At 32.5% G+C, this 25,518-nt stretch carries 24 protein-coding genes and 1 tRNA gene; 17 read left to right on the top strand and 8 right to left on the bottom strand.

Going from position 1 to position 25,518, the window contains the following annotated elements; all coding sequences use genetic code 11:
• The first annotated feature begins 200 nt into the window (after positions 1–200).
• From F985_RS16855 to F985_RS16845, 3 genes are all read left to right on the top strand, one after another.
• Positions 201–2,231, top strand: coding sequence for an NADPH-dependent 2,4-dienoyl-CoA reductase (locus F985_RS16855; protein ID WP_004702966.1), 2,031 nt, complete (start codon positions 201–203; stop codon positions 2,229–2,231).
• A gap of 85 nt (positions 2,232–2,316) precedes the next feature.
• Positions 2,317–2,406 (top strand) — tRNA-Ser (locus F985_RS16850).
• 113 nt (positions 2,407–2,519) lie between these two features.
• A complete protein-coding gene (locus tag F985_RS16845; protein ID WP_004702965.1) occupies positions 2,520–3,119 on the top strand; it encodes a hypothetical protein in 600 nt (199 codons plus the stop codon).
• A 373-nt stretch (positions 3,120–3,492) separates the two neighbouring features.
• On the opposite strand, the gene F985_RS16840 is transcribed toward F985_RS16845, so the two are convergent.
• The 3 genes from F985_RS16840 to F985_RS16830 form a co-directional block, all read right to left on the bottom strand.
• A complete protein-coding gene (locus F985_RS16840; RefSeq protein WP_004702962.1) occupies positions 3,493–3,852 on the bottom strand; it encodes a RidA family protein in 360 nt (119 codons plus the stop codon).
• A gap of 1 nt (position 3,853) precedes the next feature.
• Complete coding sequence (locus tag F985_RS16835; protein WP_004702961.1) at positions 3,854–5,095, bottom strand: D-amino acid dehydrogenase; 1,242 nt, start codon at positions 5,093–5,095, stop codon at positions 3,854–3,856.
• Between the two features lie 80 nt (positions 5,096–5,175).
• Positions 5,176–6,054: a LysR family transcriptional regulator gene (locus tag F985_RS16830; protein ID WP_004702960.1), complete on the bottom strand. Its 879-nt coding sequence runs from the start codon at positions 6,052–6,054 to the stop codon at positions 5,176–5,178.
• A 114-nt stretch (positions 6,055–6,168) separates the two neighbouring features.
• Here F985_RS16830 and F985_RS16825 point away from each other — a divergent pair, with 114 nt between their 5' ends.
• Positions 6,169–7,596: a Na+/H+ antiporter NhaC family protein gene (locus F985_RS16825; RefSeq protein ID WP_004702959.1), complete on the top strand. Its 1,428-nt coding sequence runs from the start codon at positions 6,169–6,171 to the stop codon at positions 7,594–7,596.
• A gap of 714 nt (positions 7,597–8,310) precedes the next feature.
• On the opposite strand, the gene F985_RS16820 is transcribed toward F985_RS16825, so the two are convergent.
• Positions 8,311–9,336 carry an IS30-like element ISAba125 family transposase gene (locus F985_RS16820; RefSeq protein WP_001988464.1) on the bottom strand — a complete coding sequence of 342 codons (1,026 nt, stop codon included), beginning with the start codon at positions 9,334–9,336 and terminating at the stop codon, positions 8,311–8,313.
• A gap of 63 nt (positions 9,337–9,399) precedes the next feature.
• On the opposite strand from F985_RS16820, the gene F985_RS16815 reads away from it, so the two are divergent.
• The 3 genes from F985_RS16815 to F985_RS16805 all read left to right on the top strand — a co-directional run bounded on the left by F985_RS16815 (position 9,400) and on the right by F985_RS16805 (position 13,278).
• Complete coding sequence (locus tag F985_RS16815; RefSeq protein WP_004702958.1) at positions 9,400–11,148, top strand: FAD-dependent oxidoreductase; 1,749 nt, start codon at positions 9,400–9,402, stop codon at positions 11,146–11,148.
• A gap of 366 nt (positions 11,149–11,514) precedes the next feature.
• Positions 11,515–11,859: a DUF3969 family protein gene (locus F985_RS16810; RefSeq protein WP_004702957.1), complete on the top strand. Its 345-nt coding sequence runs from the start codon at positions 11,515–11,517 to the stop codon at positions 11,857–11,859.
• Positions 11,860–12,399: 540 nt separating this feature from the next.
• Entirely contained in the window at positions 12,400–13,278 is an 879-nt protein-coding gene (locus F985_RS16805; protein ID WP_004702956.1) for a MetQ/NlpA family ABC transporter substrate-binding protein, read from the top strand.
• 70 nt (positions 13,279–13,348) lie between these two features.
• On the opposite strand, the gene F985_RS16800 is transcribed toward F985_RS16805, so the two are convergent.
• The 4 genes from F985_RS16800 to F985_RS0104550 all read right to left on the bottom strand — a co-directional run bounded on the left by F985_RS16800 (position 13,349) and on the right by F985_RS0104550 (position 16,890).
• Entirely contained in the window at positions 13,349–14,479 is a 1,131-nt protein-coding gene (locus F985_RS16800; RefSeq protein WP_004702955.1) for a DUF389 domain-containing protein, read from the bottom strand.
• A gap of 180 nt (positions 14,480–14,659) precedes the next feature.
• On the bottom strand, positions 14,660–15,403 hold the full coding sequence (locus F985_RS16795) for a TSUP family transporter (RefSeq protein ID WP_004702954.1): 744 nt from the start codon (positions 15,401–15,403) through the stop codon (positions 14,660–14,662).
• 43 nt (positions 15,404–15,446) lie between these two features.
• Positions 15,447–16,511 (bottom strand): Fe(II)-2OG oxygenase family protein, encoded by a 1,065-nt coding sequence (locus F985_RS16790; protein WP_004702952.1) that lies wholly within the window; start codon positions 16,509–16,511, stop codon positions 15,447–15,449.
• Between the two features lie 67 nt (positions 16,512–16,578).
• Positions 16,579–16,890: a hypothetical protein gene (locus F985_RS0104550; RefSeq protein WP_228128574.1), complete on the bottom strand. Its 312-nt coding sequence runs from the start codon at positions 16,888–16,890 to the stop codon at positions 16,579–16,581.
• Between the two features lie 85 nt (positions 16,891–16,975).
• Here F985_RS0104550 and F985_RS16785 point away from each other — a divergent pair, with 85 nt between their 5' ends.
• Genes F985_RS16785 through F985_RS16740 form a run of 10 tightly spaced genes read left to right on the top strand, consistent with a single transcriptional unit; the run spans position 16,976 to position 25,502 of the window.
• Positions 16,976–18,217, top strand: a complete 1,242-nt coding sequence (locus F985_RS16785) for an MFS transporter (protein WP_004702948.1) — start codon at positions 16,976–16,978, stop codon at positions 18,215–18,217.
• A complete protein-coding gene (locus F985_RS16780; RefSeq protein ID WP_004702946.1) occupies positions 18,201–18,983 on the top strand; it encodes a 2OG-Fe(II)-dependent halogenase WelO5 family protein in 783 nt (260 codons plus the stop codon). The genes F985_RS16785 and F985_RS16780 overlap by 17 nt, the downstream gene beginning before the upstream one ends.
• Positions 18,984–19,002: 19 nt before the next feature.
• Positions 19,003–20,625 carry an ABC transporter substrate-binding protein gene (locus F985_RS16775; RefSeq protein ID WP_004702943.1) on the top strand — a complete coding sequence of 541 codons (1,623 nt, stop codon included), beginning with the start codon at positions 19,003–19,005 and terminating at the stop codon, positions 20,623–20,625.
• The gene (locus F985_RS16770) at positions 20,618–21,631 is read left to right on the top strand and encodes an ABC transporter permease (RefSeq protein ID WP_004702940.1); all 1,014 of its coding nucleotides are present in this window, start codon (positions 20,618–20,620) and stop codon (positions 21,629–21,631) included. Before F985_RS16775 ends, F985_RS16770 begins: the two co-directional genes overlap by 8 nt.
• Positions 21,628–22,431, top strand: a complete 804-nt coding sequence (locus F985_RS16765; protein WP_004702939.1) for an ABC transporter permease — start codon at positions 21,628–21,630, stop codon at positions 22,429–22,431. Before F985_RS16770 ends, F985_RS16765 begins: the two co-directional genes overlap by 4 nt.
• Positions 22,415–23,329: an ABC transporter ATP-binding protein gene (locus F985_RS16760; RefSeq protein WP_004702936.1), complete on the top strand. Its 915-nt coding sequence runs from the start codon at positions 22,415–22,417 to the stop codon at positions 23,327–23,329. Before F985_RS16765 ends, F985_RS16760 begins: the two co-directional genes overlap by 17 nt.
• Before the next feature lie 7 nt (positions 23,330–23,336).
• Positions 23,337–24,083: an ABC transporter ATP-binding protein gene (locus F985_RS16755; RefSeq protein ID WP_004702934.1), complete on the top strand. Its 747-nt coding sequence runs from the start codon at positions 23,337–23,339 to the stop codon at positions 24,081–24,083.
• 13 nt (positions 24,084–24,096) lie between these two features.
• Positions 24,097–24,342 (top strand): 2Fe-2S iron-sulfur cluster binding domain-containing protein, encoded by a 246-nt coding sequence (locus F985_RS26335; protein WP_004702932.1) that lies wholly within the window; start codon positions 24,097–24,099, stop codon positions 24,340–24,342.
• A complete protein-coding gene (locus F985_RS16745) occupies positions 24,339–24,896 on the top strand; it encodes a nitroreductase family protein (protein ID WP_004702931.1) in 558 nt (185 codons plus the stop codon). The genes F985_RS26335 and F985_RS16745 overlap by 4 nt, the downstream gene beginning before the upstream one ends.
• A gap of 12 nt (positions 24,897–24,908) precedes the next feature.
• Positions 24,909–25,502: a LysE family translocator gene (locus F985_RS16740; RefSeq protein WP_025469176.1), complete on the top strand. Its 594-nt coding sequence runs from the start codon at positions 24,909–24,911 to the stop codon at positions 25,500–25,502.
• Positions 25,503–25,518 lie beyond the last annotated feature (16 nt).

Below are 25,518 nucleotides of genomic sequence, written 5' to 3'. Positions count from 1 at the left end.
TTCATGGTGCTTTTTTGGCAAAAAAAGCATTAATTCACTTGTTATGATTGGTATTTATTATTTAATAAAATATGGGATTGTCATCTATATAGGTAGATTGACCATAATCTCAAATAAAAAATAATTCTTGGTCATCCAAAATTATTAAAAAAGTATTAAAGTACTATGCAACAAGTTGCAAAAAACTATTGGGACGCAGCATGACAAGTTACGCCAATTTATTAAAACCATTACATTTAGGCTTTACCACTATTAAAAATCGTGTGGTGATGGGTTCCATGCATACGGGACTTGAAGATCGTTTTTATAATTATCCAAAACTGGCCGCTTATTTTGAAGAACGTGCAAAAGGTGGGGTTGGTCTGATTGTGACGGGTGGTATTTCTCCGAACCGTCAAGGCTGGTTGGCTCCAGCTGGCGGTACTATGAATAGCTTATTTGATATTCCTCAGCATCGCTTAGTGACTCACGCTGTCCATAAACATGGTTCAAAAATTTTAATGCAAATTTTGCATGCAGGGCGTTATGGTTATCAGCCTTTTGTGGTGTCTTCAACCGCAATTAAATCGCCAATTTCACCATTTAAACCGCGCCAGCTTTCTGAAAAAAATATTCTCAGCACCATTGAAGACTATGCACAGTGCGCTGACATTGCTAAAAAAGCAGGCTACGACGGCGTCGAAATTATGGGGTCGGAAGGATATCTGATTAACCAATTTTTAAGTCGCCATGTAAACCAGCGTACTGACCGTTGGGGCGGTGAAATCGAAAACCGTATGCGCTTTCCGGTTGAAATAGTCAAAGCAATTCGTGCAAAAGTAGGCGAAAAATTTATTATTTGCTTCCGTTTATCGCTACTCGACCTTGTGCATGACGGTAACACCATGCAAGAAGTGGTAATTGTTGCCAAGGCTTTAGAAAAAGCGGGTGTCACTTTATTAAATACGGGTATTGGTTGGCATGAAGCACGTGTACCAACTATTGTAACCTCTGTGCCTCGTGCAGCGTTTGTCGATTATACAGCCCATGTAAAACAACATATTTCAATTCCAGTCATTGCATCTAACCGTATTAACATGCCTGAAACTGCCGAAGAGATTTTGGCAAAAGGCAAGGCAGATATGGTTCAAATGGCTCGTCCTTTATTGGCCGATGCTTTTTGGGTAAATAAAACTGCGACTAATCGTGTTGATGAAATTAATACGTGTATTGCCTGTAACCAGGCGTGTTTAGATCATGCATTTAAAAATAAACGTGTGTCTTGTTTAGTCAACCCACGTGCAGGCCATGAAACAGAATTGGTCTATTTAAAAACTAAACAGCCTAAGCGTATTGCAGTTGTTGGTGGTGGTGTGGCAGGTATGTCTGCTGCAACTGTTGCCGCAAGCCGTGGTCATGCAGTGACTTTGTTTGAAGCTAATAAAGATGTAGGTGGTCAGTTTAACTTTGCCAAGGTTGTACCAGGTAAAGAGGAATTCCACGAGACGATTCGCTACTTTAAAGTACAGCTTCAAAAAACAGGTGTAGATGTACGTTTAAATACTCGTGTAAATCGTGAGCAACTTGAGCGTGAAGGTTTTGACGAAGTTATTGTGGCAACGGGTGTAATACCACGTGCTTTAAAAATTGAAGGAAGTAATGCACCACAAGTTCTTTCCTATGCTCAAGTTTTACAAGGGGCAGAAGTTGGACAAAAAGTTGCAGTGATTGGGGCCGGTGGTATTGGTTTTGATGTATCAGAGTTCTTACTTAAACCACCACATCAGCCACAGCCTCAACCTTTGGCTGAGTGGCAACGTGAATGGGGTGTAGATCCAGATCCGAACTATATTTCTGAAGGTGGTATGCAACCACCAGTAGTTGAACCAGCAATCCGCGAGATTTATTTACTGCAACGTAAAACAACACCGCTCGGTGTTGGTCTTGGCAAGACTTCGGGCTGGGTGCATCGTGCACAACTTAAAAAGCATGGTGTACGTATGCTGCGTGGTGTGCAATATAAAGCAGTTACCGATGAAGGACTGTGGATTGAGCATAATGGTCAAGACCAGCTTTTACGCGTAGACACTGTTGTGGTGTGTGCAGGTCAAGAGTCGGTAAAAGACTTGATGCCAAAAGAAGGCGAGTCGACTATAGCAAACTACTATATTATTGGTGGTGCAAAGCTTGCAGCAGAGCTAGATGCGAAGCGTGCGATCAAAGAAGGGGCAGAATTAGCTGCTCAACTGTAAAATTGATGAAACAATATGCACTTGAACACAAAGCAATGATATTTTTCTTGAATAAAATGAATAAGCTTTGTATTCTTACGCACATGGAAGCGTGGCAGAGCGGTTTAATGCACCGGTCTTGAAAACCGACGAGGGTGTGAGTCCTCCGTGAGTTCGAATCTCACCGCTTCCGCCAAATTCGAAAAGCCCCTGTTAATAGCAGGGGCTTTTTTTATCTATGCTTTTACCCCCAAATAACCCATATCAAAATGTAGGTGTATTGATTCTTAGTTTATTAAAGGTGGAAAAATGAAAATAAAAAACTACACACCAACTAAAGGTTTTATATGGATTTTGCTTTTAATTATTTTTATAGCATGGCTTGTATATAAATGTGTTCCTTTAACAGATAAAGATCAAGATGCTCTTATTCATTCAAATATGGAACGGGAAAGGATTAGGCTAGCTGAAGAGTTTGACTCTTATACACAAGAAGACTTCGTACGACTACCAAAATTTGACTCTCGTAAATATTTTTTAATAAAGCGTAGTGGACGGTTTTGGTTAATACCAAGAGAGTATTATGGTGCTAATGGTTTTACTATTAGAGTTATAGATATAGATAAACTAATAGGGAAAAAGTGGGAAGGTGATATTGTGGTGGAAGGTGGGTTTCGAGTTTTTATGTATTCACCACAATATTATAATCGTAAAGCTGATTTTTTGAGTAGTGATGTGGCATGTAAATCAAATACATTTAGAAAGCTTTTTACGTGGAATGGGGTAATTATTAATATTGATGCTAATACCTATCCTAAAAAAATTACAGATAATCAATATTTAGATATTTGTCTAACTGCATTAAAAATTTTAAATGAAGAAGTAAAGGAAATACATTTTGTTAATTAATATAATTTAATTTTTAGTAAATTTTATCTAAAAAATTATTTGAATATATATTGTATTTTTTCATCAAATCATTACAGTAGATATTGTTAAGCTCTAATTTTTACTATTTCAGGCTCAGTGGTTTTCACTAGACCCATTTCAAATTTTTGGAATGGGTTTTTTATTATAAAAAATTTTAAAAATGTCTTTTGAAAATTTATTTTGTCTCAGCCTAACTAACTGATCAGATTAAAATCAATTCGTAAAGTATTTAGTAAGGATGAGGTGATCAGCGTTACCTATAAAGATGTGCAACATTGAGTTGATGATTGGTTATATTTGAACATGAAATTAATAAAACCAGTAAATTCACTGACTTTATTTAAGGCAAATATTATTTAATACTTGCCGTAACCATTACTTCGACTAATACTTGCGGACGTGCCAAATCTGCTTGAATAGCCGCACGTGCTGGTGCTGCTCCATCTGGTAACCATGCTTCCCAACATTCATTGAACACTGCAAAATCTTCAGCAATATTTTTAATCCAAATTTGTGCAGTTAAAATACGGCTTTTATCACTACCAGCTTGTTCCAGTAAAGCATCAATTTTTGCCAGAACTTCTAAAGTTTGTTGCTTAGCATTAGCATCTAAAGTTGTTGGCACTTGACCTGAAACATACACCAAACCGTTATGAAGCACACAACCTGATAAACGTGCATTCGTATCAATACGTTGAATGTAATGACTCATTTTATTTCTCCAGAGATAAACCATCTAATGTAATTGGTGATGTTGTTTGGCTAATTAATTGACTAATGACCATGGCACAACCAGCGGCCAATGTGAAACCTAAACTACCTTGGCCAATATTTGCCCATAAATTTAAATATTTCTTACGACCCAAAATGGGTAAACCTGTAGGGGTGGATGGACGTAAACCACTCCATTCTTGTGCTGTATTTACACCCAGTAAATCAGGAAATGTTTTTCGTACCGTATCTTTCAATGCATTTATACGTTCTTTTCGAATGTAGATATCTTGATAGCCAATATCGACCATTGCGGCAATACGAAGCTGATTCCCTAATTTTGCATATACAATTTTATTCGCATAATCGGTCACGCTTATATTGGGTACAATATTGGCTTTTTCTGGGAATGGTAAAGTCAGGCTATATCCTTTTAGTGGATAAACGGGGACTGAAATACCCACCATTTTAAAAATTGCAGTACTACCATTGCCCGCAGCAACGACAAAATCATCTGCTTCTATACGTCCTTGATTTGTTTCAATTGCAGTAATTTGATTATTTTTTGCAAAAAAACCTGTCACTTCATGTGCGTATAAACATTTGAAGTTGTTACTTTCTTCTAGTGCTTTATACAATGCCAAACAAAATTTGTAGCAATCTGCTGTTTCATCATCAGGTGTATAAATTGAACCCACTAATGTAGATCCAATACCTTTCAAAGCAGGTTCAAGTTGAACGGTTTCTTCTGGTGACAGCACTTTTTGTACAGTTGGATCTATCGCTAATGCTGCTTTTTTAAATGCTTTTTCATTGCGATGAATAATCATTTTTCCCGATTTTACCCAGTCAAAATTATCAATTTCATCACGCCATTTAGACATAATACTTTGACTATATAGGGACAACCGTAAAATATGATTTCCATTCACAATGTTATCTTTGCGATTACATGCCATGAGGAATTGGAATAACCAAGACCATTGAAGAGGTGAAAAGTTCAATTTAAAGTTTAAAGGCGAGTGGGCTTTTCCTAACCATTGCAGTGCCTGAAATGGAACGCCTGCATCCGCCAAAGGTGCAACATAGCGATAACTGAGTTGACCACCATTTGCAAAACTTGTCTGGCAGCCAATCTGGTCTTTTTCTTCCACTACTGTAACTTTATGGCCTGCTTGAATAAGTGCATAGGCTGTACTTAAACCAATGACTCCACCACCAATGACAACGACATGTTTTTTCATTCTTCCATGCTATATCTGCAACACACATTTGCATTAAAGAAGAAGATAAAACGTTAAACAAATGAGTTTTTAGATACTACTCATAACTTTTGGTTAATTGATGGTGTCATGAAAGCCACTTCTCTTTTAATTAATTCAATAAAATCTTCAGTCGCTTTGGTCGTGCTCACAGTGGCATTTTCTAAAATATAAATCGTGGTATACAAACTTGGTTTTATTTCGTGAATCATATGATTTGGTAAGGAGTGTGCAGCAGTATAAATATCGGTAATGCTACATCCCAAACCTTCGCGCACAAGTTCACTCGCCATATAATAGGTTTGTACATTCACAATACTTTTATTAAATGTTCTGTACTTTTTTACAACTTGCATGAGGGAGTCTGAGTAGGGTTGAATCCATCTATTTTCATCAATTGAGTGAATATCTTGCTTTGCATCGATAGGCTGAGAGTCGATGTAAACCAAAGGAATATCCAGAACAGGCGTAGCAATAATGCCATGCTGAGTGTGAGGTTGAAATGTCACCGCAATATCAATTTCACGTCTTAATAATTTCTGCTCTAATGCTTGAGTATGATCTGTACCAATATTGACAAAAACATCAGGATATTTTTTTAGAAATTTTGCAGTTAATTTGGGGATGAGACTTAAACCTAAACTGGGCAAACACCCGAGTGTGATTTGACCTTGAGTACTTCTTGCTAAGTTATCCGTTAATTTATTTAATTCATTTATTTTTTCATAAATTGGCTTAATTTCATCATATAAGATATAGGCCTCTTTTGTTGGCTGTAATTTACCTTTGACTCGCTTAAATAGAGAAAAACCAAGTCGTTGTTCCGCATGTTTGAGTAATTTACTTGCCGCAGGCTGTGAAATACATAACGATGATGCTGCCTCTGTGAGTGAACCAAAAAGCATGACTAAATAGAAGATTTCTAGGTGTCGAAGATTCATAAATGAGCACATAACTAATAGTTATAGGTAATCTATTAGAATTCATTATTTAATGTCAATAAACCCTTGTAAATTGGTGTGAAATTCAATGCCAATGATCAAGGAGTGATACATATGTCAGTTGAGCAATCTTCTATAACAATACCTAATATCAGGACACCTAAAAATATTGTCCTTATTACCATTATTATTCTTAGCTTTGTTTTAGCATTTTATGCAAAAGGCTTACCCATAGAGGAGGTCGGTTTAATTGGGTTATTGCCTATTTTTGCCTTAGCACTCTTAACTGTTATCGGCCTAGATATTGTGCTTGCGGTGATTATTGCGATTATTATCAGTGTGATAATGACATCCACTAGTGTATTTGAATTAGGTGGAATACTTGCAAAGTCTACAGGCTCATTTATTGCGACTGTCGGTCTTATTATTATGTTGGGTGCAGGGGTTGGTGAAGTCGCCAACCGAACAGGTGCAGCGAAAGAATTGGTCAAATTTATTGTCAATAAAGTTGGGCTTTCAAGTATTCCTCGCGTAAAACTGGGCATCATGATTTCATCAGTTGTTATTTGTGGTTCATTGGGGACTATGGCAGGTGGTAATGCCATTATTGTCGCTGTCATTATTCCAATTGCAGCAGCTGTTGGTTTAACGCCACCCACCGTTGCATTACTGTTGATGACAGCAGGTTCGGTCGGTCTTTTTATAGGGCCCTTCACACCAAGTACAGTAACTATTTTAGAGTTGGGTGGCCTAACTTACCCGCAATACTTAAGTGCTTGTGCCATTCCTATGAGTGTTGTCACACTTCTTACAGGTTGGTTTATGTCTGGCTATATACAAAAGTGGACTTTTGGAAAATATACCTATAATGAAAACTTCTTAGAACCTTCTGAAAAAATAGAAAGTGCCTCCGAATTGAAAAGAAGTAAACGTGCGGCGATTGTATTTATTGGCACAATTATCGTGATGGCAATTCTTGGAATTATTTTTAAAGCAGGTTTTAGTTTTGCAATTATTGTGATGCTTACTGTTGCCACATTAACTGGCCTCGTTGCGGGTTTTAGTCCTAAACAAATTTTAGAAGCACTCTACGAGGGATGCGGTAAATTAGTCTGGATGTTTATTCTTTACTGGTTATACAATCCAATTTTAGTTCTTGTTGAAAAACTCAATGCTTACCAAACACTGTTGGATAATGCGACACCGTATTTGGTCGACTTAAGTCCTGCGATGCTCTGTTTTGGTATTTTCTTATTTAATATTGTGGGGCATATTCCAGGCGCAGCTGTTGCACAAATGACATTTACCAATAAAATTTTTGGACCAATTTTACTGGCAAATGGTGTTCCACCTGTTGCGGTTACAGCAGTTCTATTATCAAGTTCCCAAGTAGACTGGTTTGGTCCTTTCCCATCTTCTGATATGTTTGGTCAAATGGGGTTAGCACGTTCAAGTCAACTCAAATACATGTTATACGGTGGTTGGGCCATAGTGATCGCAAATATTCTACTTTTTGCAGTATTGTTCCAGATTTTGAATTAGTTCCTAGCAATTAAAAGTATTTCTTATTTAAATAAATGTTAAAAGCCTTTTAAAATAAAAAGTTTAAAGGGCTTTATTTTGTATTGCATAATTAATAGGTCTTTTTTAAAAAATAGTTGTTTTTTATTTTGCTAATTTAATTCATAAGTACCAAGGTTATGTGTAAAAATAATTTTAATTTTCAATAGATTTATTATTTTTTTAGCTTATACATTGGGAAGTTTTTTAGATTGGAAATAGTATTGTAGAATATTTGTATATAATCAAAAATATGGCTTTATTTTTCATGATTCATAATCCTATTGGTGGTATCAAAATATTTGTTTTTATAAAGTATAATTGAAATAATGATTGTTTTATAATTTTATTTTTAAAGGTATGGTTCATATAATTTTAATAAATAAAAAATTCTACTTAAAAAATATAAATTTAATCGGAGAGTTAGATGTGTCTAAAAGATATATTGTGTAGGGATTTGCCAATGTAACCAATAAACCTCAAATGTTATATTTGTGGAAATAATAGATTTATAAATATGTGGAAATTTATTTTATCTGTTTTATAGATCTATTGGAAAATTAATATAGTGAAGCCTTTATCTCCAATTGGTCTTAAAGAGTTTTTGAAACAATATTATGTTTAAGATGGTTATTTGCTTTAAATATGTACAATAACTATTTAGATGCTAAAAATATGTAAGTAATAGGGGCGAATTCAAACATGAGGTGCGACAGTTTCAAAAGCCATATGATAATCAACAAGCTGAGCAAATTTCTCTAATGGTGTAAGCCAATCTAACGCCTTTCTAGGACGAGTATTCAGTGACATGGCAACTTGATTTAAATAATGCTGATCTGCCTGATTTAAATCAATCCCTTTAGGTAAATATTGCCTAATTAAACCATTCATATTTTCGCATGTGCCTTTTTGCCAGGGTGAATGTGGGTCACAGAAATATACATCTATGCCTAAATCTTCTTCGAGTATTTTATGTTCTGACATCTCACGTCCACGGTCATAGGTCAACGTTTTACGCAGTTCTGCAGGTAAATATTTCAGAGCTTCAGTTAAAGCCTTGCGCACTGATTCTGCCTTTGCATCAGGTAATGTTGCCAAGATACAGAGCCGTGTATTTCGTTCAATAAGTGTTGCTATCGAACTTTTATTGTCTTTACCTTTAATTAAATCAGCTTCCCAATGACCCGGTATTTTTCTTTCTTGAACTTCGGCTGGGCGCTCATGAATAGTTTTAATATCCTGTAATATAGAATCTTTTTTAGGTTCACCGTTAGCTTTTCGCTTTTTATTTTCATGACGTAGACAGGATAATAAGTCTTTTTTCAACTCACCCTTGGGTAATGCTCGTATCGTTGAATAAATCGTTGTATGGCTTACATTCATTGTTTGATCCAAATCAGGAAATGTCTTTAAACGCTTTGCTATTTGCTGAGGAGACCATAAACAACGGATCGCTTCAACAATAAATTTCCAGAGGATTGAATCGATTTTGAGTTTTCTGTGACCACGTCTACGTCTAGCAAAAGTGTTATCAGAAGCATATTGAGCTTGATAAACGTCATTGATGCTATTTCTTTTAAGCTCACGATAGATCGTACTAGGATGTCTTTTAATAAGTTCAGCAAATTTTCTGGCTGAAAAGCCTTCTTTTCTTGACTCAAGCATTAATGCAGTACGATCTTCAAAGTTAAGATGATGGTATGACAATTTTATATACTCCATAAACCCTTTAAATTAATTAGGTGGTTTATGTCGCACTTCAAGTTTTACTCTGCCAGGATAAAAATGTTAGAAACTGATGTTTTAATTGTTGGGAGTGGTCCAGCTGGTTCTTCTGCCGCACTTATGTTAAGTACTTATGGAATTAGAAATATCATAATAACTAAATATAGATGGCTAGCAAACAGTCCGCGTGCCCATTATATCAGTCAAAGAACAATGGAAGTTGTCCGAGACTTAGGCATCTCAGATGAAGTAATCGCAAAAGCAGCCCCAAAAGAAGTTATGGGAGATGTGGTTTATTGCACATCTTTAACGGGTGATGAAATTGGACGTTTTCCTTATGGAATGAATCATCCAGAAAGAATGTCTGAGTATGCTAAAGCGAGCCCTTGTGAACAGTGCGATCTTCCTCAACATCTATTTGAACCTATTTTGCTTTCAAATGCTGCATCACGAGGTAGCCATCCAAGATTTGATACGGAATATCTATCTCATGTGCAAGATGAGGATGGGGTAACTGTCACTGTTTTAGATAGATTAACTAAACAAACATACTTAATCAGATGTAAGTATTTAATCGGAGCTGATGGTGCAAGCAGCCAAGTCGTAAAAGATTTAGATTTGCCTATGGCTGGTAAAATGGGGAAAAGTGGCAGTATCAGCATTATTTTTAAAGCTGATTTAACAAAATATGTTTCGCATCGACCTGGATACCTCTGGTGGATTATACAACCCGGAGCAAACATTGGTGGGATTGGGTTAGGTTTACTGCGAATGGTTAGACCTTGGAATGAATGGCAGATTGTTTGGGGTTACGACATTGAAAAGGAAGAGCCATCTCTTACCGATGATGAAGCGATTGCGATTTGCAAACAGCTTATTGGCGATAACGACATTGAAATAAATATAAGTAGTAAGTCGTTATGGACAGTCAATGAAATGTATGCGGAGCAATATTCGAAAGGTCGAGTTTTCTGTATTGGTGATGCTGTCCATCGCCATCCACCTTCTAATGGACTCGGTTCAAACTCATCTATACAAGATGCTTATAACTTATGTTGGAAATTAGCATTTGTATTAAATGGCAAAGCGGGTCGTGGTTTATTAGACAGTTTTAATGATGAAAGAGCACCTGTTGGTGAGCGAATTGTTAAGCGTGCAAACCAAAGTGTCCGAGAGTTCTCTACTATATTTTCTGCTTTAGAGTTAGATGGAAAGTACAGTACAGAGGCGATGCAAAAAAGCATTAATGATTTGAGTGAGAGTAATGAAAAATGTGCTCTTAAACGCCGTGATTTAAGGTCTGCAATTGAATATAAAGCTTATGAGTTTGCTGCTTTAGGTGTAGAAACTAATGTGCGATATCATTCATCTGCAATTTTTGGAGCAAAACATAATATTGAAAATGAATTAGATTCTTGTCGAGATGAAGATCTTTATTACTATCCTTCATTTAATGCTGGCCATAAACTCTCTCATACATGGTTAGTCAAAAATCATAGAAAAATCTCAACTTTGGATTTGATTGGCAATGGAAAATTTACGCTTTTCTGTTGGTTGCAAGGTGATAAATGGAAGCTTGCTGTAGATAACATTAATAGACAGCTTAACTTGGATATTAAAGTTATACAGGTAGGGCTAAAAAGAGATGTTGAAGACTCTTATGGAGAGCTTTCACGCTGTTGGACTAATGATGAAAATGAATGCATGCTGATTAGACCAGATGGCTATATTGCTTGGACAAGCAATGAAATTGAAAATGCAGAAGATGAATTGCATAGTGCTATATCATCCATACTTAGTTTGAGCTAATTGCTCATCAAGGAAATAAACTTTAATAAAATCTATTGAGAAGTATTTTACTGAACTTGGATTTCATCGTATCCATCAAATTTTGAAAGCCTCTGTTACAAGCAGGGGCTTTTTTATTTCTATAACATAAATTGATTCAGTTGAAACAACATATGGCCTTGATGTCAGTGGCTATCATACTTATTCCGTAGTTGTATAAATACATATAAAAGACTCAAAAAGTACCTAACTATTTTGTAAAATTTTAAATAGTTCAAAAAAGAAAAATTTAATATAGTGACTTGGATGTGAAGTGAATATATTCATTATTACTAAAGAACTTTTGTTTAGGTTTTTGAAGCTAAGATAGGATTTTTGGAGGGAAAAATGAATAAATCAGGAAAAACTGATTTGGAAAAGTTAATTTTACTAGTTAATCTCGGGCTTTTGCATTCTTTAAAAAATAATTATATAGATATAAATGAGGCTGAACATTTTTTGTATACACCATATATGCTTAGACTTTTGAAAGAAAATAATTGTTCTATGGACTTAATTAATATAATTCATAGAGGGACTGAGTTAGAAGATTTAGAAGGATTTAATATTGATTTTAAAGATGAAGTCGAAAAAATGTTTAAGGAAAGTGAGGAGATGATCAAAAAATTGCCTGTAACCAGTTTTGAATTTGAAAAGTGGTATGATCAAAAAATATTCGATAAATATGATTAAAATATTTGTAATATAGAAAAAAATTGCTGATACCTCAGATGTGGCTTTACATCTGGTGATAAATGTAAGAAATGAAAACTTATCTGTTTTGCATTAGTTAAAATCGCATATTGCTCAAATGAAAGTTTATGAGATGCTTTGTCTATCTTAAGCACATGATTAAAGTAAAAATTAAACAGATATTTAGCTTAAATATTGATAACAAATCCTGAAAATTTCATATAAATCAAATATGTATGTGGTATTTAAAAAATGTTTATGTTTTCAATATGTTGCTGTGAGCATGACTATATATCAGAATTGAACAAGTTATTTGTAGAATATTCACTTGTTGATATATGATGATCCCATATTTAGAGGCTGTTTCAAAACATAATTCTATTGTTTAGCGAGCAAGTTCAAGGAATGAATAGTGCTGAATTCAGGCTTCTAAACCCTATATCTGGAAATTATTTCCGGCCAAATATTGCATTTCGACCCAATGGTTGGGAATGTCTCACTCTTTTGTAGGGTAGGCGTTTCCTATTTTAGGATGTACCTATGAAAAAATTATTTAGTGTATTGTTCAGCGCATCTGTACTAACACTGACTGCATGTAATAAACAACCTGCACAAACTGAAAATACTGCAACAACCAAAGACAAAACTGAGTCTGTTCGAACAATTAAACTGGTTTCAACAGGTTCAGATACGGATGTATGGAAATATGTTGCAACGCTTCCTGAGACTAAAGAAGCGGGTATTAAACTTCAAGTTACCAATTTGACTGACTATGTTGTGCTCAATACATCTGTCGCAAATGGTGAGCAAGATGTAAATGCGTTCCAGTCATTTAACTATTTGGCAGCTTACAATGCTTCAAATACAGCGAAAGTTGCAGCTATTGCGACAACTTACTTGGAACCAATGGGTATTTATGCAGATAAAATTAAAACTGTTGAAGAGTTCCCACAAGGCGCGACGATTGCAATTCCAAACGATACTGCTAACGAAGCTCGTGCATTAACATTATTACAATCTGCTAAACTGATTAAACTTAAACCAAACTTTGATCCTATAAAAGGGACTACAAACGACATTGCTGAAAACCCTAAAAATTTACAATTAAAACCAATTCAAATGACTACAGCAGTTCGTGTTAAAAACGATGTAGATGCAATTGTACTTGGTAATACATTGGCACTTGAGGGTGGTCTTAATGTAATGAAAGATGCTATCTTCCGTGAGCCTGTTGACCAGTCTACTAAGCTTTATGTCAATTTATTGGGCGTAGCTGAAGCAAACAAAAATGACCCGATCTATACGAAACTTGGTGAACTTTACCACTTACCGAAAGTGCAAAAATTCGTAAGTGAAAAATTCGGTGGCACAAAAGTTGAAGTGAACAAACCTGTTTCTGAATTTGCAGACATCAAATAAGTAATTTTTTAATTAGAACTACTTTATAAAAGCTAAGCCCCGCTAATCGGGGCTTAGCTTTTTTTAATATTTATTTAACTAAACGTTCTGCTTCTTTATGCTGAATCACTGTATTACTTGGACTGTTTGGTGCTTCAATTATCTCTACTGGAATAAATCTAATTTGAGCAATAGTGGATTTCTCATTTGAATCTTTTGGTAATAGTTGATTAAGCTTTTGAATATCTAATGCTGTTAGAGTGGTGTCTCCACGCACTACAATACGAACAAGCGTAAAAGCATCTCTTTTATCGAATTGAATCGTATCGACAATATTATTGTTAATATTAAAATATTTATTAACGTCTGATTTTACTTCGTTCTCATAAATTTGTTTATTTAGCATGTGTATAAAATTTAGTGTTAAGTAAATCGCTAAACCCATTAAAAACAATAAACTAATGATATTTCTTTTTATAAATTCAAAGACATTACTTTTTACTTCAGTATCAGAACCTCGTCTAAAACCTGCAATCCAAAGAACTAATGAGGAACTGACTTGAATCGCTATAATATTCGTTATAGCTAAAATCAAAGCATTTGCAGCATTTTTCCATTCTAAATGAGCAATTAAGATTCCACTTGCAACTAATGGTGGAACTAAAGCAGTCGCCACAGCCACACCTACAACAGCAACTGAGAGTCGAGGTGATATAGCGGCGAAAGCACCTGCTGCTCCACCAGCGAGTGCAATCATAAGATCCATTATTGTAGGTTTTGTTCGAGCTAAAATTTCACCAGTGATTGGTATATTTATATTAATGAGTCCCAGAATAATACCAATCGAATAAATCATTACTAAACCCAAAATAAGGGTGATGAATGACGTTCTAAATAAAATCCATCTATTATCAATAAATGAAAGAGCTATTCCTGAAATAGGGCCAAGCATCATTGCTACCAACATTGCACCAATGACTACAGCGGATGAATCTGCAAGAAGACCATATCCAGCTATGATCGCAGCAAGTGCATTCATTATAAAAAAAGTCTTACTAGGTAAAGCATCGGCTTGAATATTTAAGCGAACATTTTTGTGATCAATTTTTTGTGTGTTGGCTCTAAGTGCCTGTTTATATCTCAGCTTTTCTTTTAATACTTCGTATTTTTGTTGATCTGATTTTTCTTCTACAATGATTGTAGCATCATCTTTTTTTTCCATATTTAGTTCTATTTTATAGTCCAATTATTAAACTTTATTATTAAAAAAATAAAAAGAAATCAAGTTTTTCTAAATGTAGCAGTGTGAAATTATTTGTTGTGTCCTGTAGCAAGAGGTTCTCACCAGATTTAAGAACCTCAAGGAAACATGCTATTGATTTGCAAATATTGAAGGAACAACTTAAAAGAAATGGCTTAAATATATAAAAATTGGGTTTTTAGGGTCTACTAGTAACTTTAAAGCCATACATAAGCTGATGATTATAAGTAAGGGCTTGATCACTCTTGAGCCAAATCTTACTGCAAATTTTGCGCCTATCGAGGCACCAATAAAAGCTCCACCAGCCATCACAAAAGCTATTGGAAAAATGACGTATCCTTTAATGATAAATATAGATAACGAACCTAGGTTACAAGCCACATTTGCTAACTTGGTATAAGATAAAGCGCTTACTAGCTTAAATCCTAATAACAGTACAAATGCAACGATGAAAAATGAACCAACCCCGGGACCAAAAACGCCATCATAGAACCCTAATAACGGCGCCACTAGAAGTGCAAATAAAAAATAAGGAATAAGAGGTTTTTTATCTACATCACTGAGCTTTGGTGAAAAAATAAAATATAAAGCAACCAATATTAAAAGTATTGGTACGATAGTTAAAAGAACATTTTTAGGCATCAGGGTAACTGAAAGAGCCCCTAATGTTCCCCCTAAAAAAGACATACAAGCGATAGGGATTGCTTTACGCCACTCGATGAGCCCTTTTCTTGCAAAACTAATAGTTGCTGAAAGTGTTGCAGAGGCTGCTTGTAATTTATTGGTTGCTATTGCAGATACGGGAGGGACACCTGATAAGAGCAATGCAGGTAGAGTGATTAAACCTCCTCCACCTGCAATAGCGTCAATAAATCCAGCTACCATAGCCACTAAGCCTAAGATAAAGAGGAGTTCAAAATTCAATTTATTAGCCTTTCACAATAAGTGGATTTTTTTGCAGCACAATATAATCAAGGTTTTTTCTATAACCAAATAATCGAACTAATGTTCTACGGTTATCTTTAATAATATCTCGGCAATGTAAGCATAAACTATTATTAATAATTAAAACTGTATTAGGATTTAAATTAATTGAATCAACAATATGAGTTTGTCGAACAATTGATTCAAATTTATAAAAAGCATTTTTAATTTTTAAAGAAGCATTTTCGTTTGGAGTGAATCTATAGGAATTATATTTCATGGCTATATAACCATGTTTATCTACTTCTAAAATAGAAACGTTTTCTCCACCAGATCCTTGGCCCTCATTAAAAGTTTCACTTCTAGTAAAGTTAAAACTTTCTGTTGTTAAAGCCATTATCTCTTCAAGAGTTAATTGAGTTAATATTCTTGAGATTGGAATTAAACTAGTAGGTTCGTTCAGGGGATTCCATCTTGCTGTTAAAATTAAAGAAGAGGGAGCTGGTGAATGATTATTAACAACTTTAGTCACTGTATGATAGGGAGCTTCGGTGTGTGCAGTTAGTGCTATACCTGAATGTGAACTCTTGTCAGGATTCTCATTTTCAATTTTTGTGATTCCACCACCTTTTAAGTTTGCAACAACTCTAACGATTTTGCCTAAATTATCTATATCAAATGCGAAAGCATCTTCCTCAAGCAGTGCCAATATGATTTGTTCAGAAGAAGCGAGTGTTAATATATCTATATCTGTTTCAAGTAATTCAAGTGACGGTAATTGTGTTGATTGAGTAATATCAATTTTACTACGATCTAACTTTTTAATATTGAGTCCTTCAAGAACGAGATAAGGTATTTCTCTACGAATATATTTTTCAATAATACTTTTTTCATATGAGTTTAACTTTGCAATTAGTATTTCTTTAAAAGCTAGAATTTTATCTTGAACATGTAAAGAATCAGGGCCTCCTAGTAAAGCCAGTTCATATGACATTTCACTAATTAAATGAGAAATTTCGGGAGAAAGATAAAGATTATAAGTGTCTAAGTTTTTAACTATTTGATTCATGGCTAGTTTATTGTGATTAAAATTCAGCTAAAGACTAGAGCGTCTCTTTTAAAAAATCAATATTTTTTTAAATATTATATTTTCTTATATTTTTTATTAAATAATGATCTTTGTCTTTCTCAATTATTAAATTGAAGTTTGCTTTTCGCATAGAAATTGTTTTGAAAGTTTGAACTATTTCATACGGAATAGGAGAGTACTTCGTAACTTCATTAATCTCATAAAATCCTTTTGACTTACCATTGTTAGTTTTTACTCCATCCAGTTCGCCATAAATAATTAATACATTTTTTCTATAAATCATTAAGAAGTTCCAAATTGATGAATAATAAAAACTATAAGGTTTTGAAATTTCATTTTTAAAATCTGGCCCATACATTTTATTTATTGCCAGATCTGAATATATAGCTGGGCATAATAAAATTAATTCTATCCGTGAAAATTCATTGGTAGAGTAAATGCCTATGGATATTTCTCTGAAAAATCTTTTTTTATTATCTAGTTCGACCTTCATATCATCATTAGGGTCGATACTATTACAAATATCATTAACTTTTTATTTTTATGAAACTACTAAATCAGCTTTATTGACAGGAATACTGGTTAGTCTCCAATGGCTACCAGCATTATTAATAGTCTTTATAAGGAATAATTGGGAATTTGGGAAAAGTCCTTTATTGAAATGGAAGTTATCAGAAATATGTGCATTGACTATTACAGGATTACTGATCCTCTTTGTTGATAAGAGTATTTATTGGGTAATTGCTATTTTATTTGTTAGGGGAATGTTTGATCAAATTGTTCGAGTGAATAGAACAGTTGCATGCCGATATGTATTTGATAATAAAAAACAACAGTTTTATTCAAGTATATTGCAGAGTAGCTACCACATAGGTATTAGTGTGGCTGCAATATTTGCAATACTATTTATCGGTAAGCTAAATCTAAAAGGAATTATTGTAATTAATTTGATAACTTATATTATTTCAATTTTTCTAATTACCTTATCTCGAACTTTAAAAGATTTTCCTAAAATTCAAAGCAGTGACAGTAATAATATTTTATTTGGAATAAAAGATTATTTTGTAATTTTGAAAAATAATGGAATTCTTAGGTTGTATGCATTACTTTTTCCAATTACTGCAATTTTTTTTCAAGGTACTTATTCAGTTTTACAAACAATATATCCATTACAAAAATATCATATTTCAGCGAATGAAAGTTCAATGTCATATGTTGTGGCAGGTATAGCTATTATCTCTGGTTCAGTAGCATTTACATATGTTTCAAATAAAATAGATCTATATAATGGTTTCTCTAAATTAATTGTAGTTACTCTTTCACTGCTAACAGTAATAACTTATGTATTTTCTTTGGCAGTAAGTGATAAATTCCAAGCATTAATTTTATTTATGATCATGGTGTTTATTTTTGAGATTCTATGGATGTATGGATATATTGGCACTGTTAAATATTCACCCAATGGTAAGCTTAGTTTGATATATGGCATATCGTTTTCAATTGGTTGTTTTGGTGCTGGTTTAATGAGCATGTTGTTAGGGTTTTTATTGGATTTAATAAGTAATCAATTTTTAAAATTAATATTAATATCAAATATTATATACATGGTAATGATTTTTTTATTATGCCAGAAAAATATATTTATCGTTAAAGAATTAGGAGTTCCAAATGAAAAACTGGATTAAAAATGAATTTTATGAAATGAGTGAAGAAAACTTTAATCTTTTACTTGATTTTAAAATCCCTGGAATTATTGTTAAAAATTTCATTTCGAAAGACATATGTGACCAAGTGGCAGAACGATTAATTCAATCTAATTTTTCTAATTATTCACATTTAAATGACATTCCTGTTAATCATATAGGAGTGTGCCACAATCAATGTGTAACTAAAGAAAAAAAATACTATTTTGAACAAAGAGAGAAAGCATTAGAGCAAATTGATAATATATACAAGGATTTAAACATAAATCCTGTAAATGAAGTGCTCAAGTTATTTAATGATAAAAGTGGTAGAAAAGCTGAAGTTTTTAAAGAAGATGGCTATGGAGAATATTTTGCAGGAGCATTCCGAAGTTTTAAAGGACATGGAAAATTACATATTGATCATGCGCCTTCTCACATAGCAACAGAATGGGATGTAAAAAAAATTTTAAGACAACTAACTTGGAATATTTACTACACCGTAAGTAACAAAGGCGAGTTAGTAGTCTATGACACTATTCATACGCCTGAAAATGAAAAGATGAAAGTGCCGAATGAATATTATTTTCCTTATGAAGTGCTCGATGATGTGAATGATTGTTTACGAATGGTGCCAGAGGTAGGTGATCTTATTATCTTTAATACACAAAATTTTCATGAAGTCTTAGGTAATCCTAATGGTTATCGCATTTCACAAACCTCCTTTTTTGGATTGCGTGAAGATGAAAGTTTGGGTTTCTGGTCTTGATGAAAATGGAGTATAACAATTGAAAAAAAAAATGATAATTTGTGGTGTCGTCACTGTATCAATTAGTTTGATAGGTTGTGCACCACCCAAAAAAGAAAATAAAAATACTTTAATATATTGTTCTGAGGGTTCACCAGAGCTTTTAAACCCTCAGAAAACTCTATCTGGTACAGCTAGAACAGCTACTGCTACGACTATTTACGATAGGCTAGTTGATTTTAAACCTGGCACGATGGAAATCGTGCCGTCATTAGCTGAAAGTTGGCAAGTAAGTAAAGATGGAACAGAATACGTTTTTAAGTTAAAAAATAATATTAGTTTTCAAGAGACTAGTTTTTTCAAACCCAAAAGAAATTTAAATGCGGATGATGTAATATTTTCAATTGAACGACAGTTAGATGTAAATAATCCATACCATAAGGTTAATGGAATAAATTATCAATATTTTCAAGGAATGGGATTTAGTGAAAATATTGAAAGTGTCGATAAAATTGATGATTTAAATTTAAGAATAAAACTGAAAAAACCAGATTATATTTTTATCAAGAATATGGCTTTGCCATTTATGTCAATTCTTTCAAAAGAATATGCTGATTATTTAATTAAGGAAAATAGGAGGGAAGATATTGATAATATTCCATTAGGAACTGGGCCATACTATTTTATTAGTTATGTTCCTGATAGTGTAATAAAATATAAGGCTAATAATAAATATTGGGGAGATAAGCCATTAATTGAAAATTTAATTATTTCTATTACACCAGATATTGGTGTGCGTATGGAAAAATTAAAAAAAGGTGAGTGTGATATTATTGTTTCACCAAATCCACATGATATAGATGAGATAACTAAAAATAAAGAATTTAAAGTTATTAAAAATGAAGGAATTAATATTGGATATCTTGCTTTAAATACGGAAAAGAAACCATTAGATAATTTAAAGGTTCGTCAAGCAATTGCTTATGCATTAAATAAAAAAAGTTATATAGACATTGTGTATAATAATAAGGCAACTATAGCAATAAATCCATATCCAAAAAACGTTTTAGGATATAATGATAGTGTGAAAAAATATAATTATAATGTAGAAGAATCAAAAAAATTGTTAAACGAAGCTGGCTACCCAAATGGTATCGATCTTGAATTATGGACTTTACCAGTTTCTCGTCCATATAATCCTGATGGAAAGAAAATGGGACAATTAATGCAATCAGACTTAGCTAAAGCTAATATTCGTGTAAAAATTAAATCGTATGAATGGGGGACATATTTACAAAAAGTTAAAAATGGAGAACATCAATTAGTACAGTTGGGATGGAATAGTGATAATGGTGACCCAGACAACTTTTTATTCCCATTGTTAAGTTGTGAGTCTGTAGATAAAGGCTCAAATAATGCTAGATATTGTAATAAAAAATTTAATGAAATTATTACAAATGCTAAACTAACAAATAATCAGGATATTCGTAAAAAATTATATGAAGAAGCTTTAACCATATTAGCTAATGATGAACCAATTGTACCACTTGCGCATGCCGATATTTATAGAATTTCAAATAATAGACTCAGCGGATATATCAACAATCCTTTTGATTTGGATTATTTTCAATACTTAACATTTAAAGGTGAAAATAATGAATAGATCCATAAATTTTTTTATATCCATTTTTTTTATATTCTTAATTTCATTTTTTCTAATAAGGTTGGCACCAGGTGATCCAGTTCTATTAATGCTAGGTGATAGAGGAAATGATCCAGCACAATATAGAGTAATGATGGAGAGCTTAGGCCTAAATTATCCATTGTATGAACAATTTAAGATATATACTCTTAATATTTTTACAGGAAACTTTGGTCATTCAATTGTTAGTGGTAAATCAATAACTCTTGAATTATTACCTAGATGGAAAGCTAGTTTTGAGTTGGGTTTAATTGTTTTTATTTTCTCTTTTTTTATAGGAGGTATGCTAGGTATTTATCTGGCGTATAATTTTAATACTAAAACAGAGAAAATATTATCAAGTAGCATGTTGGTTGTTTACTGTATTCCAATATTTTGGCTTGGATTATTGTTAATTAATATTTTTTCATTGAAATTTAACTTATTTCCAGTTTCTGGTAGAGTCGGGTATGAGTTTGATTTAATACCATATACTGGATTCTATTTAATCGATAGTTTAACAGGTGATAATTATAAAAATTATGGCTTTACTGCCTTTTTTAGCTGCCTAAATCATATGGTTTTACCAATTATAACAATGTCAATTGTACCTATTGTTTCAATAGCGAAGATAACTAAAGTTAGTATTCTGGAAGTTTTAAGAAAAGATTATATATTGACTGCAAAAAGTTTAGGCATGTCTGAATCACGCATTTTTTTTAAGCATGTTTTGAGAAATATATTAGTACCAGTTTTAACGATCTCAAGTTTGTATTTAATAAATGTAACCGTTGCCGGTGCTATTCTTACTGAAACAATATTTTCATGGCCAGGTATTGGTAGATTTCTTGTAACAAGTGTTTTAAGTAGAGACTATCCAGTTATTCAAATAGTAATACTCTTCATTGGGGTATTTATTTTAATTGTGAATCTTATACTTGAAATGCTAGTGAAAATAATTGATCCAAAACAAAGGGTGAAAGTATGATAAATAAAAAGCATGTTTTTATTTTTCCTTTTGTTTTATTAGGAATTTCTTGTTTTTTTCTAGATCCATATACCCAAAATATAGATAAAGTTCTTCTGCAACCTGGCTTGACTAATGGTTTCTCTTATATTTTTGGTACTGATTATATAGGTAGATCATATTTAGATAGGTTAATTTTGGGAGGAATAAATACAATTGGTTTAGCACTTATTATTGTATTTACATCATCTATTCTTGGCTTTTTTTTAGGTTGTTATGCTGCGATAAGAAAGGGCACAATAGAGTCTTTTATTATGCGTTTTTCCGACATTCTGATGTCAGTACCAGGTATTTTACTTGCAATCGTAATAGTAGCTATTTTTGGTAATGGTGTGTTAGAGCTATTTATAGCACTAGTCATTGTACTTATACCTAGATTTATTAGATTTTCTCATTCTATTACTAGTCGTATTAATACTGAACTTTATATAACAATTGCTAAGGTTACTGGCAGTAGCAAAATACAAATTTTAAAAAATGAAATATTACCAAATTCTAAAAACTTATTAATGCAACAATCTATATTATCTTTTAGTGAAGTCATATTAGAGATATCTGCTTTGGGTTTTTTAGGATTAGGAATACCAGCTCCGTTGCCCGAATGGGGTGCTATGTTAGCAGAATCGCGTAATTATTTTGGTACTAATCCATATCTCATTATTTTGCCTGGTCTATGTTTAATGTTGGTAGTGTTGTTTTTAAACTATATTGGTGAAAATCTTACAATTAATAAAAGAGAAAAAAATGCTATTAAAAATTGAAGAACTTAAAGTAAAAACTGAAGACATAATTTTATTAGATAACATTGATTTAGAAGTAAATCATGGAGAGATCATTGGAATTATCGGTGAATCAGGAAGTGGGAAAAGCTTACTAGCTAAAACACTGCTTGCCTTAAATAGTAAAAACTTGGTAACCAGTTTTAGATCATATAATTATGAAGATAAAAGTTATAGCTATGATGAAATAAAATTGCTGCGAGGAAAACATATAGCAATGATATTTCAGAACCCTCATACTGCACTTGATCCTTCAGCTAATGTGAAAAGTCAATTAAAGAATGCTATGTTATTGAATAATAAGAGTGAAAATATCGAGCATAAATCAATTGAATTGTTGAATGAGATGGGAATTAAAGATATTGAAAGATGTTTAAAACTCTATCCACATCAACTTTCAGGCGGTATGGCTCAACGAATATTAATTGCTTTAATGTTAGCGCGAGAACCTAGTCTATTAATAGCAGATGAACCCACTACAGCTTTAGATCCCTTAGTACAAGAGCAGATACTAAATCTTTTAAAAGCAATAGTTAAGAAAAGAAAAATGGGTTTAATATTAATATCTCATGATTTGAGAGTTATAAAAAAATATGCTGATAAAACAATTGTTATGTATTCCAGTCAGGTAGTTGAAAAAATAGAAACACAAAAAATATTAGATCATGCAAAACATCCATACACAAGAGAGTTAATTTCTCTTATTCCGAGTGAAAATATTAAATACAAGGAAAATCTTAGAACTATTAAAGGTAGAATTTTATCGGCAAATGAATATGTGATGGGCTGTCGATTTTCAAATAGATGTTTATTAGTTGAAGAAAAATGTAATACGGAAGTGCCTGAATTAAAAGATTCTACCTATAGATGTCATTTTTGAGGTTAATATGAAAGAAATACTCAGGGTTAAAAATATAAATAATTATATACTAAATAATATTAATTTGGATATTGAAGAGGGTACTATAACATCTATTATTGGAAAATCTGGTGGCGGGAAAAGTACTATTGCAAAAATCTTATCAAAAATAGAAAATTTTAAATTTGGATTAATTGAGTTAAAGTATAAAAATGATTATTTGAATATTACTGAAATATCAAATAAAAATTTTTATAGCTATCTACAAATTGTTTTTCAAGATCCGTATAGTTCTTTAAATCCACAAAGAACAATTTTTGAAAGTTTGAAAGTACCTTGTAAAAATCTCTTAAATTTAAAAAACGATGAGTGTAGAGAAAAATGTACTAGTATGCTTTCTTTAGTAGGACTTAATGATATTGTCTTAGATATGTTCCCCAGTCAATTAAGTGGAGGACAATTACAACGTATTAATATTGCACGAGCTCTAATTCCTAATCCAAAAATTCTTATTTTAGATGAACCTCTTTCAGCTTTAGATATTTCTGTACAGTCTCAAATAATAAATCTTTTACTAGAACTAAATAAAACTCAGAAAATTACTATGATTTTTATTTCACATGACCTGCATGTGGTAAGGCATTTATCCGATTACATATATGTTGTTGATACAGGTAGTATTATAGAACATGGGAAAATGTATGATATATTTCATAATCCTGTGAAGGACTTAACTAAGCTAATGGTAGATAATTATAACTCTATAAAAATTTAATAAAGAGGTTTGTATGTCAAAAAAAATAATTTTAGATGTGGTTTTTAATAAATCTATCAGTAAAATTAATATTAACCCAGAAAAGTCAATTTTAATTAATTTGGAGTCTAATGGTTATAAAATAAAGAATTCATGTCGTAGAGGATTATGTGGTTCATGTCTAATAAGAATTATTGATCATACTACTGGAAATTTTTTACTAGCGAGAGCCTGCGTTACACATCAAATTAGTGATTCTATAGTTGAGATTATATTATGAATGATTTTGTTAGTAAAATTATGATGCGAAAATCAGAACCAATTTTAGATAATGAAATTCCAAATGATATTTTGCAAAATGTTTTTAAGTGTGCATTGACAGCACCTGTACATAAAAACTTAAGGAATTGGCATTTTTATTATTTTTCTGGAAAAAAAAGGGATGAATTAGGACAATTAATTTCGCCAAAAAAAGAGTTTTATAGTAATAATTTGCAATTTGAATCGGATTTAAAAAAATTTAATAGTAAATTTTATAATTCTCCAGCGTATTTAATTTGTATATTGAAAGTTGATAATAATCATGCAGTACCGGTTACAGAGCAATATGTAACGATTGGAGCAGTAATTCAGCAAATAATAATTTCTACTGAGTTATTAGGTTATGCTTGTTACTGGAGAACTGGAAAATGGTGTGTAAATAATGATTTAAGAGAATTTTTAAATCTTAGTCTTCATGATTCAATAGTAGGATTTATAAGTTTGGGGTCTAAATTAAATAGAACGCCTAGAAAGACTGTAGTTGATCAAAAAGATTTTTTTTCAATTGTTTAAGTGTGATTAATTATGTTTATGTCCATGTTTCTCTTTTCATTTGCGATGTCGATTACACCAGGTCCTGTTAATACAGTAATATTATCTACTAGTATTAATTACGGTCTTAAAAAGACAATATCATATATATCAGGGGCCACAATCGGCTTTGTCTTACTTTTAATTTTTATTGGTTTTGGTCTTCATAGTGTTTTTGTTACATACCCATTTTTGTTGAAAATCTTAGCTATTTTAGGTGCATTGTTCGTTTCGTATATTGGTTATAAAATTATGTTTTCGGACTCTAAAGTCTCTATAGATGATAATGAGGAGGTTTTTGTACCAGGTTTTAGAGACGGTTTCTTGCTTCAATGGTTAAATCCCAAAGCTTGGTTAGCTTGTATATCGGGGACTACAATGTTTTCCTCTTTAAATGGATATACCAGTTTAGTTACCTTTATTATTATATATTTTATAACTTGCTATGTTTGCTTGTTTTTTTGGGGAGTTTGTGGAGATCGATTTGCCTTGATTTTAAACAAAGGTAATCGTATGAAATATTTTAATATGTTAATGGGTGGCATGTTAATAATTTCTGCTATTTCAATAATTTTCGAATTTTTTTAATTTAATTTTTTGGTAT

The organism is Acinetobacter seifertii (assembly GCF_000368065.1).
Classification (GTDB): domain Bacteria; phylum Pseudomonadota; class Gammaproteobacteria; order Pseudomonadales; family Moraxellaceae; genus Acinetobacter; species Acinetobacter seifertii.
This window is presented reverse-complemented; position numbering and strand designations above follow the sequence as displayed.